Consider the following 14,525-nt stretch of genomic DNA (forward strand, 5'->3'; position numbering starts at 1 on the left):
TCGCCGTAAGCGGTGAGACGACGTCCCCCGGACCGGTCAGGTCCGGGGGACGTCGCGTAGGTGGGGGTGGTTATCTCCGGCGGTTGGGGAGGAAGACCAGCACCGCTCCGATCAGCAGGGCCGCGCCCACCAGGACCCATCCGAGGTCGACGGCGGCGAGGAACTCGACGGAGAACGGCCCGATCATGGCCCATCCGCTCACGACCAGCGCTGCCAGTGCGGCGAGCAGGAGCAGGAGCGACGGTCCCTTGCGGGTGCGCTCGGTCCGATCCTCGGTGTGTGTTCCGGTTTCGTGATCAGCCACGACGCACCTCCAGAGATCCGAATTCCATGTTCGCGTTCAGGTCCAGGACCGGCCCGTCGTCGACTCCGTCGGCACCACCGTCGATGCCGGGGGCGGGGCATCCCTTGATCTCACCGGGACCGACCGTGCAGTCGGCGCGGACGTCCAGGTTCTCCGGCAACAGCACCTCGACGTTGCCGAACCGGCCGTCGACCTGCACCGTGCGGTCCTCGGTGAGTTCGAGTCCCCGCAGATCGAGGGTCATCGCCCCGAACTGGAAGCTGTATTCGGACTCGAGCTGATCGGTACTGGTCGGAGCCCAGGTCCGGTCGCCCCAGTTGGAGGTGTCGACCGGGCCGGCGATCGAGGCGAGGACGACGAATCCGAGGAGGGGGCCGGTGACGACGAGCAGTCCGTGCCCGCGGTGCAGGAACGCGCCGATCAGCAGGCCCAGACCGACGACCGCGAGGGCCGCGGCACCCACCCGGGCGGGGGTCACCCAGGCCAGGTCGGCGGCGGCACCGAGCGCGCCGGTCACGGCAGCGGCGATGACGGCCAGACCGAGGACCGTGGTGGTCAGGCGCGAGCGTCGATTCGTGACGATTGCAGGTTCGTGCTTCGGTGCCGGTTCGGGCAGATCCCATGCGAACGGGGCGACCCCGAGGGGATCCCATGCCGGCGGTGCCGAACGGTGGGGGGAGAGCGCGTCGACATCCGGGAGCGGAACGTCGGTGTCCTTGCGGTCGGTGTCCTTGCGTAGGTCGGGCATCGGGGACGTCTTCCTCTCAGTCGCCTCGGTGGGCGCTGTGGAATCGGTGCCCGAAGCAGGGGTGTCCGAGGCGTCGGTGGTGCTCAGGACCTCCGTCGCGTCGGTGGTCTGCGCAGGCGGGGTTGCCGCTGTGCTGGTTGTCTTTGTGCCGGCTGCCTCTCCGCCCGGTGTCGTCGTGGCCGCCGGACCCGCCTGCATGTGCCATGCACCGGTGTGTGCGCCCCACGGGGAGCAGTACGCGTTCGTCACCGGAGGCTGAGGAAAGGCCGCCTGGGTGGGGAAGGAGGTTCCCTCGGGCGCCGGCAGCACCGGCGGTTCGGGACGCCGCTGATAGAGCAGCCACCAACCGCCGAGCAGCAGGAGCGTTCCGATGAATCCGGAACCGCCCGAACCCGCACCCACCGGACCGATGGCACCCGCCGCGATCGCCAGGGCCACGAGGAGTACGACGACCTTGGTGGTCGAGTCCGAGCTCGCACCCCGCCCGACGAGCGATTCGAGCGAGGAGACCTGGTCGCCGTGACGGGGGAACATCAGCCAGGCGGCCAGATAGAGGACGAGACCGCCACCGCCGAACAGCGCCGACGCGACGAAGACGACACGGATCAGCACGGGATCGACGCCGTAGCGCACTCCGATACCCGAGCACACACCCGCGATGTGCCCCTCCTTCGGCAGACGCACGGGACGGGTCCGCCACATGTCCGCCACCTGGTCCTGAAAGCTCCTCGTGTCCATGGCACCCATCCTGCTGGGCTTCCGCGCGCGGCACATCAGGGACCAACCCTGATTTCCGAGGGCCCGATCGGAACCCGGACATCAGGGTTCGTCCCCGATGCCGGGCCGGCGATCTCCGTGCCAGTATCGAGGTGTGCAACCGGTACCTGGATTACCCGTGACCGTTCCCCGCCTCGAACGACGGGTGGGCGGTCGCATCGTGGGCGGTGTGGCCGGCGGTGTCGCCGACCATCTCGGCATCGACGCCACCAAGGTGCGGGTCGCGTTCACAGTGCTCGCCGCCCTCGGCGGGTTCGGGATCGCGGCCTACGGCTTGCTGTGGATGTTCGTGCCCCCGGGCTCCGACACCGATCGCCCCACCGGCCCCGAACGGCGCCGAGCCATCGGCCTCGCCTTCATGGGTATCGGCCTGGCGGTGGGTCTTTCGTGGCTGTTCAGTGGTGGTGCCGCCGGGGTGGTGCTGCCGATCGTCGTGGTGGTCGTCGGTGCGGCGCTCGTATGGCGTGAATTCGACGTCGAAGGCCCCCGATCGGTACTCGGTCTGCCCGCACATCCGACGGTCCTCACATGGGCCCGCGTACTCGGCGGCCTGACCCTCGTCGTCACCGGACTCGGAGTGATGGTCATCGCGCAGGTCGACGTCGCGGCGCTGCGCTCGTCGCTGGTCGCCGTGGTGGTCACGCTGGTCGGTGCCGCCCTGCTGTCGGTGCCGCTGTGGATCCGGATGTGGCGTGCCCTCGAGACCGAGCGTGCCGCCCGGGTGCGCAACGAGGAGCGCGAGGAGATCGCGTCGCACCTGCACGACTCGGTACTCCAGACCCTCGCGCTCATCCAGAAGCAGGCCGGCGACCAGCAAGAGGTCGTGCGACTGGCGCGCAGCCAGGAACGCGAACTGCGCCGCTGGCTGTTCGGTGGGGACGAGACGCCGAGCACCTCGCTCGCCGAGACGCTGCGCACCATCGCGGGTGAGGTGGAGGACCAGTACGGTCTGTCCGTTCAACCCGTCATCGTCGGTGACGTCGCGCCGGATGACAGCGATCTGACCCCCGAGGCCGCGACCGCCGTGCTCGGCGCGACCCGCGAGGCTCTCGTCAACGCCGCCAAGCACGCCGGGGTGGACAGCGTCGACCTCTTCGCGGAGGTGGAACCGCATCAGGTGAGCGTGTTCGTGCGCGATCGCGGCGTCGGATTCGATCCCGACGAGGTGCCGGCCGATCGGCAGGGTCTGGCCAAGTCGATCCGGGCGCGCATCGAACGTCGCGGCGGCCGGACGGTCGTGAAGTCGAGTCCCGGAAAGGGAACCGAGGTGCGCATCCATGCACCGCGCGCCGGCCGGACGGAGACCGAACGCGAACAGGACACCGAGTCGACCTTAGAGTGGGGGGTGAACGACCCCCACCCCGAGGAGCAGACACAGTGACTTCGATTCCGGCGACATCGTCCGATGCCACCGAGAACAACCGTCCCTATCGTGTCTTCCTGGTGGACGACCATGCGGTCTTCCGCTCCGGAGTGCGCGCCGAACTGGGGCGCGAGGCCGACATGGAGATCGTCGGCGAGGCCGGGGGAGTCGCCGAGGCCGTCGCCGGGATCGAGGCGACCAAGCCGGATGTCGTGCTCCTCGACGTCCACATGCCCGACGGCGGCGGCGTCGCCGTCCTCCAGCGGATCCCGGACGGGCCGGTCTGCCTGGCGCTCAGCGTGTCCGACGCGGCCGAGGACGTCATTGCCGTCATCCGCGCCGGCGCCCGCGGGTACGTGACGAAGACGATTTCCGGTCCGGATCTGGCCGACGCCGTCCGGCGGGTCGCAGGGGGAGACGCCGTGTTCAGTCCGCGTCTGGCCGGTTTCGTGCTCGACTCGTTCACCGGCCGGTCGGCCGCGCCGGAACCGCCCCTCGATCCCGAGCTCGACTCGCTGACGCCGCGGGAACTCGAGGTGCTGCGCCTGCTCGCTCGCGGCTACACCTACCGTGAGATCGCCGAGGAACTCGTGATCTCGGTGAAGACCGTCGAGACGCACGCGTCGAACGTGTTGCGCAAGACGCAGCAGTCGAACCGCAACGCGCTGACCCGTTGGGCACACCGCCGCCGCATCGACTGAGCGTGACCGGTGCTCGTCGTGCCGATGCCGGCGGCGTGCAGTTCTCGTCGCTCGCGAGCGAAATCATCGACGAGGACTGCGCAGCCGGCGCAGATCAGACGACCAGCGCGATGATGACGGCGACGAGCAACGCCACCAGGATCACCGCGATCATCGCCGCCATCGCCAGGGGTGCATAGGCGACGATGCGGTCCTGCGGGTTGTCGGGCACGGGGCCCTTCGGGAGCAGGCGGTCGAGCAGATCCGCCGGGGCGAAACCCTTCGCCGACTTCTTCGGACCACCGGTGGCCTGCGTCGCGGCACCGAGGGGGCGGTCGACGAAGGAACCACGGGGGCGTGCGGGTTCGGCGAAGTGCGCGGAACGCTGTGCCCACGACGGGATCGTGCCGTCCTCGTTCTGGATGGGACGGCCGCGCAGGGCCGCCGCCGATCCGCTCGGTCCGAGGACCACGCGGGCGAGGAGATCGCGCGCCTGCGCCATCGTCGGGCGTCGCGCCGGATCGGGCTGGAGCATCTCGAGCAGGGGCTCGGTGAGCGGACCGGTGTGCGTGGGCATGATGATCTCCGCCCGCGCGACCCGGTGCAGCAACGCGATCGAGTCGGTCTCGAAGCCGAAGGGCGGTTGCCCCTCCACCGCGGTGTAGAGGGTGGCGCCGAGCGAGAAGACGTCGCTGGCCTCGGTGGGATCGTTGCCGCGCGCGACCTCGGGTGCGAAATAGGCGGGGGTGCCGATGATCACGCCGTCGGGGTCGTTGTCGCCCTTCGCGCGAGCGATGCCGAAGTCGCTGATCTTCACGATGCCGGCGTCGCGGCCGCGTTCAGCGATGAGGATGTTGCCGGGCTTGACGTCGCGGTGGACGATCCCGGCGGCGTGCGCGGCGGTGAGGGCGTCGGCGACGTTCGCGCCGATCTGCGCCACCACGTACGGCGGGAGAGTGTCGACGACGTTCATCACCTGCGCCAGGCTGCGGGACGGCAAGTGCTCCATGACGAGCCACGGTTCGCCGTAGTGCAGAGCCATGTCGTACATCGAGATGGCGTGCTCGTGGGCGAGTTGGGCGGCGGCCCGGCCCTCTCGGAGCGCGCGGCGGCGAAGATCCTCGGCCTCGTCGGGATCGAGGTCTGCGGTGGAGATCACCTGCTTGACGGCGACGTCGCGGCCCAGACGGTTGTCGCGGGCGAGCCAGACGGCACCCATGCCGCCACCGCCGAGCTTGGAGTCGAGCCGATATCGACCGGCCACCAAGTGATCCGGTCCTACGGCCCGTCCTGCCCATGCCTGCTCCGCCACTCGATCGAGAGTAGTCGATCGGAGGTGTTCGCCCCGGCCGAAAAACGTGTGAGCTGCACTGTAGTCACCGTCGGGGGCGGTGCTCCCGGCTTGACGGGAAGGATTCGGGTCGGTTCTACTTGATGGGGATCGAAAGTATGTTCGAATAAAGTGCGAGCCGGGCCACGACTTCCCCGTGGTCGGCCGGTCGTGTGTGTCAGGCGGCAGGCGGATGACAGGGGTGACAGTGGGCGAGGTGGCCGAATTTCCGGTGGACGACGAGGAAGCGGGTCGCGCGGAGCGGATCGAAGCGTTGCGACGTCGGATCGCGGCAGTGCCGGCGCGGGGCGAGGTCCAGTCCGTCGCGCGAGGCCGGGTCGAGGCCCCCTCCGACCGCATCCTGCCCGTCCCGGCTCCGCTCGCGGAACTGTTGCCCCAGGGCGGATTGGTGCGTGGCAGCGTCGTCTCGGTCTCGGGGGCCACCTCCCTTCTCCTCGGGATGCTCGCGTCCGTGACTGCCTCGGGCGGATACGCCGCCGTGATCGGTCAGCGCCGGCTGGGTCTGCTCGCCGCCGCGGAGATGGGAGCCCGTCTGCACCGGTTGGCTGTGATCCCCGATCCCGGACCGGATCCCGTGGAGATCGCCGCGGTGCTGCTCGACGGGATCGACCTGGTGGTGTTGGGGCTCGGTGGGGCATCGGTGCCGCCGTCCCGCGCTCGTGCGGTCGCCGCCCGGGCGCGGAGCAAGCAGTCCGTCCTCGTGGTCACGGACGGTCGCTGGGAGGGTGCACACGTGCGACTGGAGGCGCGGGTCGACGGTTATCGGGGTGTGGACGGTCCCGGCCGGGACCGGCTGTGCGCGACCCGCTTGTCGGTCCGGGCGCACGGGCGTGCGTTTCCTCCGCGCGCCACCCGCGTGGAGGTGTGCGCCGGCCGCAGTGCCGTCGAATGGGTGAGTGAGGAGCGAAATCGGCTGGAGGACGGGCATTTCCGTAAAGCGGTCCGGTGAACGACTCGTCCTCTCGACGGGCGCCCGCGCGGGTCGTGGCCCTCTGGTGCCCCGACTGGCCCGCCGTCGCCGCCGCCACCGCCGCGGAGTTGCCCGCGACCGTCCCGGTGGCGGTGGTCTCGGCGAATCGTGTCGTCGCCTGCTCGGCCTCGGCGCGGGCCGCGGGTGTCCGGCGCGGCCTGAGACGACGTGAGGCGCAGGCACGCTGCCCGGAACTGCATGTGGCCCGCTCGGATCCCGACCTGGAAGCGCGGACGTTCGAGGCGGTGGTGGCCGCAATCGATGCGGTGGCCCCGGGCGTGGAGGTGCTGCGCCCGGGGCTGGTGGTCCTCGCCGCGCGCGGTGCAGTCCGGTGGTTCGGTTCGGAGGAGGCCGCCGCGGAGGCCCTGATCGACGCGGTCGCGGCGACCGGCGTGGAATGCCAGGTCGGTGTCGCCGACGAGTTGTCCACAGCGGTCCTCGCCGCGCGCCGGAACGCGCTGGTCCCGACGGGGAGGGGCGCCGAGTTCCTGGCGCCGCTGCCGGTCTCGTATCTCGCGGTGGAACCGGCGCTGGCGGCTCCTCGGCGGGCCGACACGGTGGATCTGTTGCGCCGTCTCGGTATCCGCACCATCGGAGCGTTCGCCGCGTTGTCCCCGATCGATGTTGCGTCACGCTTCGACGCGGACGTCGTCGCTGCGCACCGGAGCGCACGGGGCCTGCCGGAACGTCCCCCGTCGGGGCGGCCGATCCCTCCGGACCTGACGGTCGAGCAGCCCTGCGACCCGCCGGTGGAGCGGGTCGACGCCGCGGCCTTCGCCGGTCGCGCACTGGCCGAACTGCTCCACACCAGGCTCGCGGCAGCGGGAGTCGCATGCACGCGACTGCTCGTGACGGCACGCACCGGGGCCGGGGAGGAACTCGCGCGCACCTGGCGCTGCGCCGAGCCGCTCACCCCCGAGGGTACGGCCGATCGTGTGCGATGGCAGCTCGACGGATGGCTCACCGGCCGCAACACGAACCGGCCCACGGCGGGAATCGTGCTGCTACGTCTCGAACCGGTCGAGGTCGTGGCCGCCGGCGCGCTGCAGCTCGGGCTCTGGGGCGGTGTCGGCGACGAGGACGAACGCGCACGTCGGGCGCTCGTCCGAGTGCAGGGCCTGCTCGGTGGGGACGCCGTCCGGATCGGAGTGCTCGGCGGCGGCCGGGGACCCACCGAACGGATCGTCCTCGTGCCCGTCGGCGACGAGGCGATACCGCACTCCGACCCGGACGCACCGTGGCCGGGCCGGCTCCCGCCCCCGGCTCCCGCGCTGGTGTTGCACACACCTCCCGCGATCCGGCTGGACGACGACGTGGGGAATCCGGTCTCGGTGACCGAGCGCGGACTGCTCAGCGGGGCACCTGCTCGGCTGCGATGGGGAAGTCGCAGCTGGACGGTGATCGGATGGGCCGGTCCGTGGCCGGTGGACGAGTACTGGTGGGATCCGGCCGCCGCCCGGTGCGCCGCCCGTCTGCAGGTGCTGCTCGAGGAATCACGGGCCCTGCTGGTGTTCTTCGGTGCCGACGGCTGGCGGGTGGAGGGCGTCTACGACTGAGTAGGCTCGAGCATCATGAGATCTCCGGTCCTCACCGTCGCGCCGAACGGGGTCGCCCTGGCGTATCGCGAATACGCTGCGTCCCGCGAATCCGCGGGGTCCGCCGCCCGTTCCGTGCCCGTACTGCTTGTGCACGGGATGGGGGGTGACGGGCGCACATGGACCCGGTTCGCCGGAAACCTGGTGAAGGCGGGCCGACGGGTGATCACCGTCGACCTGCGCGGGCACGGACGCAGCGGCCGGGCCCCCTCGTACCGTTTCGACGAGTTCGCCGCCGACGTCGCCGGCCTGTGCGCCCACCTGGGTGTCGAGGCCGTCGATCTCGTCGGGCACTCGCTCGGCGGTCATGTGGGATCGCTGGTCGCGCAACAGAATCCCGGCCTCGTCCGGCGACTTGTCCTCGAGGAGACACCTCTGCCGTTGCGGGAGGGGGATCCGGTTCCGGAGGTGCCGGCCCACCGCCCGACTCCCGCGGAGTTGTGGCACGCCGCGACCAGCATGGCGCTCAACCCGCGCGCGGTCACCGCCTTCGACCGCTCGATGACGCCGTCGGTCGTCGCCCAGTTCCACACGCCGAATCCGGTGTGGTGGAAGCATCTTCCGTCCCTCGACGCTCCGACCCTGCTGTTGCGCGGAGCGCGCCGCGGCAGCATGGTCGACCCGCGCCTGCTGACGGCGGCAGTCGACGCGCTGCCTTCGGCCTCAGTGCGGGAGATCGGCTGCGGGCACAGCATCCACCGCGACCGTGCCCGCGATTTCGCAGCGGCCGTCGTCCCGTTCCTCACGGATCGAACGGTTGCCTAGACTGGACGATCGTGCGCATCGCGACCTTCAACATCAACGGAATCCGCGCCGCACAGCGCCGCGGATTCGAGGACTGGTTGCGTGAGCGCAACCCCGACGTGGTGGCCCTGCAGGAGGTACGCGCTCCGGCGGCTGCGATCCCGCAGGGAGTCTTCGGCAAGTACCACCTCGCCTACGACGAGGGCACCCTTCCCGGCCGCAACGGCGTCGGAATCCTGACCCTGCACGAACCTGCCGCCGTGCGCACCTGGAGCGGCACCGCACTGCTGCGACTTCCCGGTGAGGAACACGTCGACCGGATCGAGTTCGATCGGGGAGCGCTGGCACGCGGACTGTCCGAATTCGCCCACGAGGGGCGGTACGTCGAGGTGGATCTCGCCGACGCACCGATCACCGTGGCGTCGCTGTACCTGCCGAAGGGCGGGCTCCCGGCGCACCTCCAGAAGCCCGGGCGCATGCGCGACGAACCGGACGGTGGGATGCGCTACCAACGCAAGATGCGGTTCCTGTCGGCCTTCGCCCGGCAGCTGACCCGTAGCCGACTCGCGGCGCGCGCCCAGGGGCGGGAGTTCCTGATCATGGGTGATTTCAACGTCGCCCACACGCGCTACGACGTGCGCAACTGGCGGCGTCGCGGGCAGGCCGAGGGCTTCCTGCCCGAGGAACGCGCCTGGTTCGATTCACTGTTGTCGCCGCGCACGCTCGTCGACGTCGTCCGCCGGAATCATCCCGAGGTCGACGGTCCCTACTCGTGGTGGTCGTGGCTGGGGGAGTCGTTCGCCTCCGATTCCGGGTGGCGGATCGACTACCACCTCGCCACGCCGCGACTGGCCCGGACCGCGATCTCCGCAGGGACCGACCGCGATCCGGCGCCGGACCGGAGGATCAGCGATCACGCGCCGGTCGTCGTGGACTACGACATCTGAGTGACTGTCGTGGACTACGACATCTGAGTGACTGTCGTGGACTACGACGTCTGAGCTTGATATGTAGGGCTCGTGGTCAGTCCATGGTGAGGATCTGACGGAGGGCGGTTCCGTCGGCCAGGGCGTCCATCGCCTCGTTGATCCGACCCAGCGGCAGACGGTCGGTGACGAGTCGCTCGACCGGCAGTCGCCCCTCGCGCCACATGTCCACGAAGCGGGGGATGTCGCGGGCCGGGACGGCGGATCCGAGGTAGCTGCCCACCAGTGAGCGGCCCTCGCCGACGAGAGCGGTGGGCGAGATCTCGAGCCGGGCGTCGGGGGCGGGCAGGCCGACAGTGATCGTAGTGCCTCCCGGTCCGGTGAGCGCGACCGCCGTGGCGAGCGCGGGCACGCTCCCCGCGGCCTCGATGACCAGCCGCGCCTTCACGCCCTGTTCGACGGCCTCGTCCGGTGAGAGGACGCGTTCGGCTCCCAGCGACCGGGCCGTATCGCGCTTGTCCGGGGAGGTGTCGACGGCGATCACGGTGACGTCGTCGTGGGCCAGCGCCACGAGCAGCGCGGCCATCCCCACTCCGCCGAGACCGACGACGACCAGCGTGTCCCCGGCCTGAGGACGAGCAGTATTGACGACCGCCCCGCCACCGGTCAGCACGGCGCAACCCATCAGCGCGGCGACCTCGGCGGGGACGTCGTCGCCGACACCGACGAGCGACCGCGTGTCGACGACGGCGTGGGTCGCGAAGGCCGATGCTCCCAGATGGTGGTGGACGTCGTTCCCGTCGCGGTGCAGCCGCCGGGCGCCCGACAGCAGGGTTCCCGCCGCGTTCGCGGCCGATCCCGGGATGCAGGGGCGGATGCCGTTGCTCGCGCAGCCCTCGCACTCACCGCAGCGGGGCATGAAGGTCATGACGACCCGCTCGCCGACGGAGAATCCCGTGGTGTCGTCGCCGAGTTCGACGATGCGTCCGGCCGCTTCGTGCCCGAGCAGCATGGGAACCGGACGAGGCCGGTTGCCGTCGACGACGGACAGATCGGAGTGGCACACACCGGCGCATTCGATCTCGACCAGCGCCTCACCCGGGCCCGGTGGGTCGAGTTCGAGAAGGTCCACGCTGAGCGGGGTGGACTCCTCGTACCGCCGTCGACGTCCGATCTCCTCCAGGACTGCTCCGGTGATCTGCACGAGTCTCCCTTCCGTAGAGTCGCGGATTCTCCGCCTCTAGCATCACGAGCATGACACTCACCCGGGCCGACCGCTTCCTCATCGGTGCTACCGCAGTCTTCCTCGTGTCCCAGGCGAACATCGGTCGGGTTCTCGGCTCCACGGCCCCGACGGTGGGCACCCTCCAGACCACCTTCTCGGCCGCGAAGTACCGAAAGATCCTCGACAATCTCGGTCCTGAGGAGATCGAGCGCTACCGGCAGCACTACTACTGGGACATGGTCCATCCGGCGACCTTCGCGATCGCATTGCGGGCCGGTGCACGATCGCTCGACGAACACCGCCCGCTGTCGCCGAGCACGCGTCGGATCCTGATGGCGGCGCCCGTCGTCGCCGCGGCGGGGGACTACGTCGAGAACGCCGTCGGCCTGTACCTGCTGGATCACCGCACCCGGATCGACGATCGGACGGTCCGGGCTGCCTCGACCGTCAGCGTCACCAAGTGGGTGCTGGCGCTGGGCAGTTTCGCGTACCTGTCGCAGGGATTCCTGCGGATGTGGGGCGGTGCGGCACAGCGGGTTCTTCGCCGCGGCTGACCGGTCACCGCGGGGTGCCGGGCCATCACGAGGGTGTCCGGGCCACAATGTCCGCGTGACCACCATCTCCGCCCCCACCTGTTCCGCACTGTCCGCGCTCGACGAGCCGCTGCCCGGTACGGCGGCCACCGCGCCCGGCTACGTGTGCCTCGAGGTGCCGACGGGCTGGGGCCGCGACGTGCTCGACGGCACCGCCCTCGGCGCCGAGTTGTCGGACGAATTGTCCGCCCGGGCGAAGGCCGCGGACGTGCGGATCCTGTTCATCCGGAGACCCGGCCGCGACGTGGTGCGGGAGACCCGGACCGTCCTGCTGGCCCGCACCGAACCGGAGAACACCTGGTGCGAGCGGCTCGAGATCACCGAGCCGGCGGAGCTGCTCGACATCGTCCCCCGTGTGGTCGCAGGTCCGGCCCCCGGTTTCGGCACGGCCGTGCAGGACCCGATCGCCCTGGTGTGCGCTCACGGAAAGCGGGACCGGTGCTGCGCTGTGCTGGGGCGCCCGATCGCGGCCGCTCTGACCGCCGAGTTCGGGCAGGACGTGTGGGAGTGCTCGCACACCGGCGGACACCGTTTCGCGCCGTCGATGATCATGCTGCCCACCGGTTACACCTACGGGCGGCTCGACGAGGACGACAGTCTCGCCGCCGTCCGCGACGCCGGGAAGGGCAAGGTCCACGCGGCCGGTCTGCGGGGTCGCAGCACCTGGGGTGCGGCCGGGCAGGCCGCCGAGATCGCGGTGCGCGAGGCGATCGACGAGTTCGCGATCGACGCCGTGACGGTCGAGGACGGGGACGAGCCGATCGTGCGTCATCGCGACGGCCGGGCATGGCAGGTCGGGGTGGAGACCTCGGAACTACCGGCCCGGCCGGCGAGCTGCGGTGCCGCGGCCAAGCCGGCGCGTCCCGTCGTCGCGACGACGATCACGCCGCTGTAGCGACACCCCGACCACCCGGCCGCTCTGCGGTCTAGTGATCCCGCCGCTCTGCGGTCTAGTGACCCAGTCCGACCTTCGCGTGCACGCGCTTCATCCACGCCGGTGCCCACCAGTTGGCCTCGCCCATGAGCTTGACCAGTGACGGCACGAGCAGCATGCGCACGATTGTTGCGTCGATGATCAGCGCGACGATCATGCCGACGCCGAGGAACCGCATGATCGACAGGCCGGAGATGGTGAAGGCCCCGGTGACCACGATCAGCAGCAGTGCAGCGGCGGTGACGACACGTCCGGTGCGGGCAATGCCGTACTCGACGGCTTCTACCGTCGTCGCTCCGGCCGCGCGGGCCTCCATCATGCGCGACATGAGGAACACCTCGTAGTCGGTCGACAGGCCGAACACCACGGCGAGGATGAGGACGACGAAGGTCGGCTCCATCGCCGCGGGAACGACGTGCAGCCATGAAGCACCGTGGCCCAGCTGGAACACCCAGGTCAGCACGCCGAAGGTCGCGGCGAGGCTCAGTGCCGCCATGAGCACCGCCTTGATCGGCAGTGCCACCGACCCGAATGCCAGGAACAGCAGCACCAGGGTCGAGAGCACCATGATCGTGATCATCCAGGGGAGCGAATCCGAGACGGCTTGGTTGGCGTCGTCGACGAGAGCCCGGCCGCCGCCGACGAGCAGGTCGGTGCCGTCCGGCACGTCCAGGGCGCGCAGTTCGCCGGTGATCTCGCTCGCCCGTGCGGTGCCGTCCACGCCCTGAGCGTAGAGGCCTTGCAGGACCACCACGTCGGACTCCTGCCCGACGATGACGGTCTGCGAGATGCCGTCGACCTTGGCGACCTCGGTGGACACCGTGCGCACGGCAGTGCTGTCCGGGGCCTGTCCGTTCTCACCACGCAGGACGAGCGTGGCGCCGTTGCCGGTGCTCGGGAACTCGTCGAGCAAGGTCTGGGTGGCTGCGCGGGCCTGGCTGTCCTCGGGCAGGGCGGTGTATTCGATCTCCCCGAACCGTGCTTCGAACAGGGGCGACGCGAGTACGAGGAGACCGCCGGTGATCACCACCGCGATCAGGGCGGGACGGCGCACGACCTTGCGGACGACCCCACCCCAGAAACGACGTGCCCGCGCTTCGGCGCGGGTGGAGGTCTCACGGTCCCAGGTCCACGCGTTGATGCGGTGGCCGAGCATCGTCAGCAGGGCGGGAACCGCGGTCAGCGACAGGACGGCGGCACCGAGGACGGCGGCCATGGCACCGAGGCCGAGCGACCGCAGTACCGTCTGCGGGAAGACGAGCATGCCCGCGAACGCGCAGATCAGCAGGGCAGCGGAGAACATCACGGTGTGACCGGCGGTGGACATCGTCCGCTTGACCGCCGAGGTGACGTCCGAACCGGCCGCGAGTTCCTCGCGGTAGCGGCTGACGATGAACAGGCCGTAGTCGATCGCCAGGCCCAGACCGATCAGCGACGTGATGTTCAGCGCGTACGACGACACCTCGGTGAAATTCGACAGCAGGCGCAGGGTGGCGAGGGACGAGAAGATCGCGAGCACACCCACGAAGACCGGGACCGCGGCGGCGATCACCCCGCCGAAGATGAACACCAGCAGCACCAGCGTGATGGGCACCGCGATGAGCTCGGACCGGACGAGATCGCTCTCCAGGGTGTCGGTGAACTCGATCGCGACCACGGTGTTGCCGGCGAACTGCGATTCCACGCCGGGCACCTCGAGCAGGTCGAGGGCTTCGGGGAAGCTCGCGGCCGTGAGCCCGGAGTTCGCGCCGAGCGTGATCGAGGCAGCCACGCTGCGTTGGTCGGTCGACAGCAGCAGCTGGTTCATCGGCGGCGGAGCGGTCCAGTAGGTCTGGATCGACTCGGCGGGGACGGCGTCCTGGAACTCGGCGAGGGTTCTTTCGATGTCGGGACGGATGTCGTCGACCGTGCGTCCCTCGGGTGCGGTGTAGAGCGCGATGATGTCCGCGGCCTGCGACCCGAAGTTCTCGTAGATGATCTGCTCGACCTCGACGGCCTCGCTGTTCGGGTCGTAGTAGCCCGTGCCGGTCAGCTTGCCGAAGATCCCGACGCCCCAGGCGCCGGCGAAGAGCACGACGAGCAGCACGATCGCCAGTACCCATCGGCTCCTGGTGACGACGATCTCGGCCCAGCGACTCATGCCCACTCCCGGTTCCGCTGACGATTGTGACGATCGGCAACTGTACTGGCGTGGAGTGGGAGGGCTTCACCCTGCTCGGCCGGAACGGCCGCGAGATCAGGGGAGGAAGAAGGTGGACCGACGCGCCGGATGCCTCACGGCACGTTGCGCAACGTGGCTCCAGCCGGACGGTATT

General features: G+C 70.1%; 13 protein-coding genes. 8 read left to right on the forward strand and 5 right to left on the reverse strand.

The features are described 5' to 3' along the window. Positions 1 to 70: 70 nt before the first annotated feature. Positions 71 to 304 (reverse strand): hypothetical protein, encoded by a 234-nt coding sequence (locus BLV31_RS09510; RefSeq protein ID WP_006550082.1) that lies wholly within the window; start codon positions 302 to 304, stop codon positions 71 to 73. Continuing rightward, complete coding sequence (locus BLV31_RS09515) at positions 297 to 1,790, reverse strand: PspC domain-containing protein (RefSeq protein ID WP_064060913.1); 1,494 nt, start codon at positions 1,788 to 1,790, stop codon at positions 297 to 299. The genes BLV31_RS09510 and BLV31_RS09515 overlap by 8 nt, the downstream gene beginning before the upstream one ends. 97 nt (positions 1,791 to 1,887) lie before the next feature. Here BLV31_RS09515 and BLV31_RS09520 point away from each other — a divergent pair, with 97 nt between their 5' ends. Next, positions 1,888 to 3,210, forward strand: coding sequence for an ATP-binding protein (locus BLV31_RS09520; protein ID WP_231414021.1), 1,323 nt, complete (start codon positions 1,888 to 1,890; stop codon positions 3,208 to 3,210). Continuing rightward, a complete protein-coding gene (locus BLV31_RS09525; protein WP_006550085.1) occupies positions 3,207 to 3,893 on the forward strand; it encodes a response regulator in 687 nt (228 codons plus the stop codon). Before BLV31_RS09520 ends, BLV31_RS09525 begins: the two co-directional genes overlap by 4 nt. A gap of 94 nt (positions 3,894 to 3,987) precedes the next feature. Here the strand turns inward: BLV31_RS09525 and BLV31_RS09530 are convergent, their stop codons facing one another. Then, positions 3,988 to 5,136 carry a serine/threonine-protein kinase gene (locus BLV31_RS09530; RefSeq protein ID WP_019288573.1) on the reverse strand — a complete coding sequence of 383 codons (1,149 nt, stop codon included), beginning with the start codon at positions 5,134 to 5,136 and terminating at the stop codon, positions 3,988 to 3,990. Positions 5,137 to 5,410: 274 nt separating this feature from the next. Here BLV31_RS09530 and imuA' point away from each other — a divergent pair, with 274 nt between their 5' ends. The 4 genes from imuA' to BLV31_RS09550 are packed head-to-tail and all read left to right on the forward strand — an operon-like array spanning position 5,411 to position 9,479. Next, positions 5,411 to 6,172, forward strand: coding sequence for a DnaE2-dependent mutagenesis accessory factor ImuA' (imuA', locus tag BLV31_RS09535; protein WP_033097055.1), 762 nt, complete (start codon positions 5,411 to 5,413; stop codon positions 6,170 to 6,172). Continuing rightward, positions 6,169 to 7,749: a DNA polymerase Y family protein gene (locus BLV31_RS09540; protein ID WP_064060912.1), complete on the forward strand. Its 1,581-nt coding sequence runs from the start codon at positions 6,169 to 6,171 to the stop codon at positions 7,747 to 7,749. Before imuA' ends, BLV31_RS09540 begins: the two co-directional genes overlap by 4 nt. A 15-nt stretch (positions 7,750 to 7,764) precedes the next feature. Continuing rightward, the gene (locus tag BLV31_RS09545; RefSeq protein ID WP_006550089.1) at positions 7,765 to 8,553 is read left to right on the forward strand and encodes an alpha/beta fold hydrolase; all 789 of its coding nucleotides are present in this window, start codon (positions 7,765 to 7,767) and stop codon (positions 8,551 to 8,553) included. Positions 8,554 to 8,564: 11 nt separating this feature from the next. Then, positions 8,565 to 9,479 (forward strand): exodeoxyribonuclease III, encoded by a 915-nt coding sequence (locus BLV31_RS09550; RefSeq protein ID WP_064060911.1) that lies wholly within the window; start codon positions 8,565 to 8,567, stop codon positions 9,477 to 9,479. A gap of 76 nt (positions 9,480 to 9,555) precedes the next feature. Here the strand turns inward: BLV31_RS09550 and BLV31_RS09555 are convergent, their stop codons facing one another. Further along, a complete protein-coding gene (locus tag BLV31_RS09555; protein WP_019288569.1) occupies positions 9,556 to 10,662 on the reverse strand; it encodes an alcohol dehydrogenase catalytic domain-containing protein in 1,107 nt (368 codons plus the stop codon). Between the two features lie 50 nt (positions 10,663 to 10,712). On the opposite strand from BLV31_RS09555, the gene BLV31_RS09560 reads away from it, so the two are divergent. Both BLV31_RS09560 and BLV31_RS09565 read left to right on the forward strand, forming a co-directional pair. Then, positions 10,713 to 11,237, forward strand: coding sequence for a hypothetical protein (locus BLV31_RS09560; RefSeq protein ID WP_064060910.1), 525 nt, complete (start codon positions 10,713 to 10,715; stop codon positions 11,235 to 11,237). A gap of 55 nt (positions 11,238 to 11,292) precedes the next feature. Next, on the forward strand, positions 11,293 to 12,171 hold the full coding sequence (locus BLV31_RS09565) for a ferredoxin family protein (protein ID WP_064060909.1): 879 nt from the start codon (positions 11,293 to 11,295) through the stop codon (positions 12,169 to 12,171). A gap of 55 nt (positions 12,172 to 12,226) precedes the next feature. Here BLV31_RS09565 and BLV31_RS09570 read toward each other — a convergent pair whose 3' ends face one another. Continuing rightward, a complete protein-coding gene (locus tag BLV31_RS09570) occupies positions 12,227 to 14,350 on the reverse strand; it encodes an MMPL family transporter (protein ID WP_006550094.1) in 2,124 nt (707 codons plus the stop codon). Positions 14,351 to 14,525: the final 175 nt, after the last annotated feature.

The sequence above is a fragment of the Rhodococcus pyridinivorans genome, assembly GCF_900105195.1.
Taxonomy (GTDB): Bacteria; Actinomycetota; Actinomycetes; order Mycobacteriales; family Mycobacteriaceae; genus Rhodococcus; species Rhodococcus pyridinivorans.

Bases quoted from the DNA above. Each gene is read 5' to 3' on its own strand.
- BLV31_RS09515 (WP_064060913.1), bottom strand. From the start codon at position 1,790: ATGGACACGAGGAGCTTTCAGGACCAGGTGGCGGACATGTGGCGGACC.
- BLV31_RS09520 (WP_231414021.1), top strand. From the start codon at position 1,888: ATGCCGGGCCGGCGATCTCCGTGCCAGTATCGAGGTGTGCAACCGGTA.
- BLV31_RS09545 (WP_006550089.1), top strand. From the start codon at position 7,765: ATGAGATCTCCGGTCCTCACCGTCGCGCCGAACGGGGTCGCCCTGGCG.
- BLV31_RS09560 (WP_064060910.1), top strand. From the start codon at position 10,713: ATGACACTCACCCGGGCCGACCGCTTCCTCATCGGTGCTACCGCAGTC.
- BLV31_RS09570 (WP_006550094.1), bottom strand. From the start codon at position 14,350: ATGAGTCGCTGGGCCGAGATCGTCGTCACCAGGAGCCGATGGGTACTG.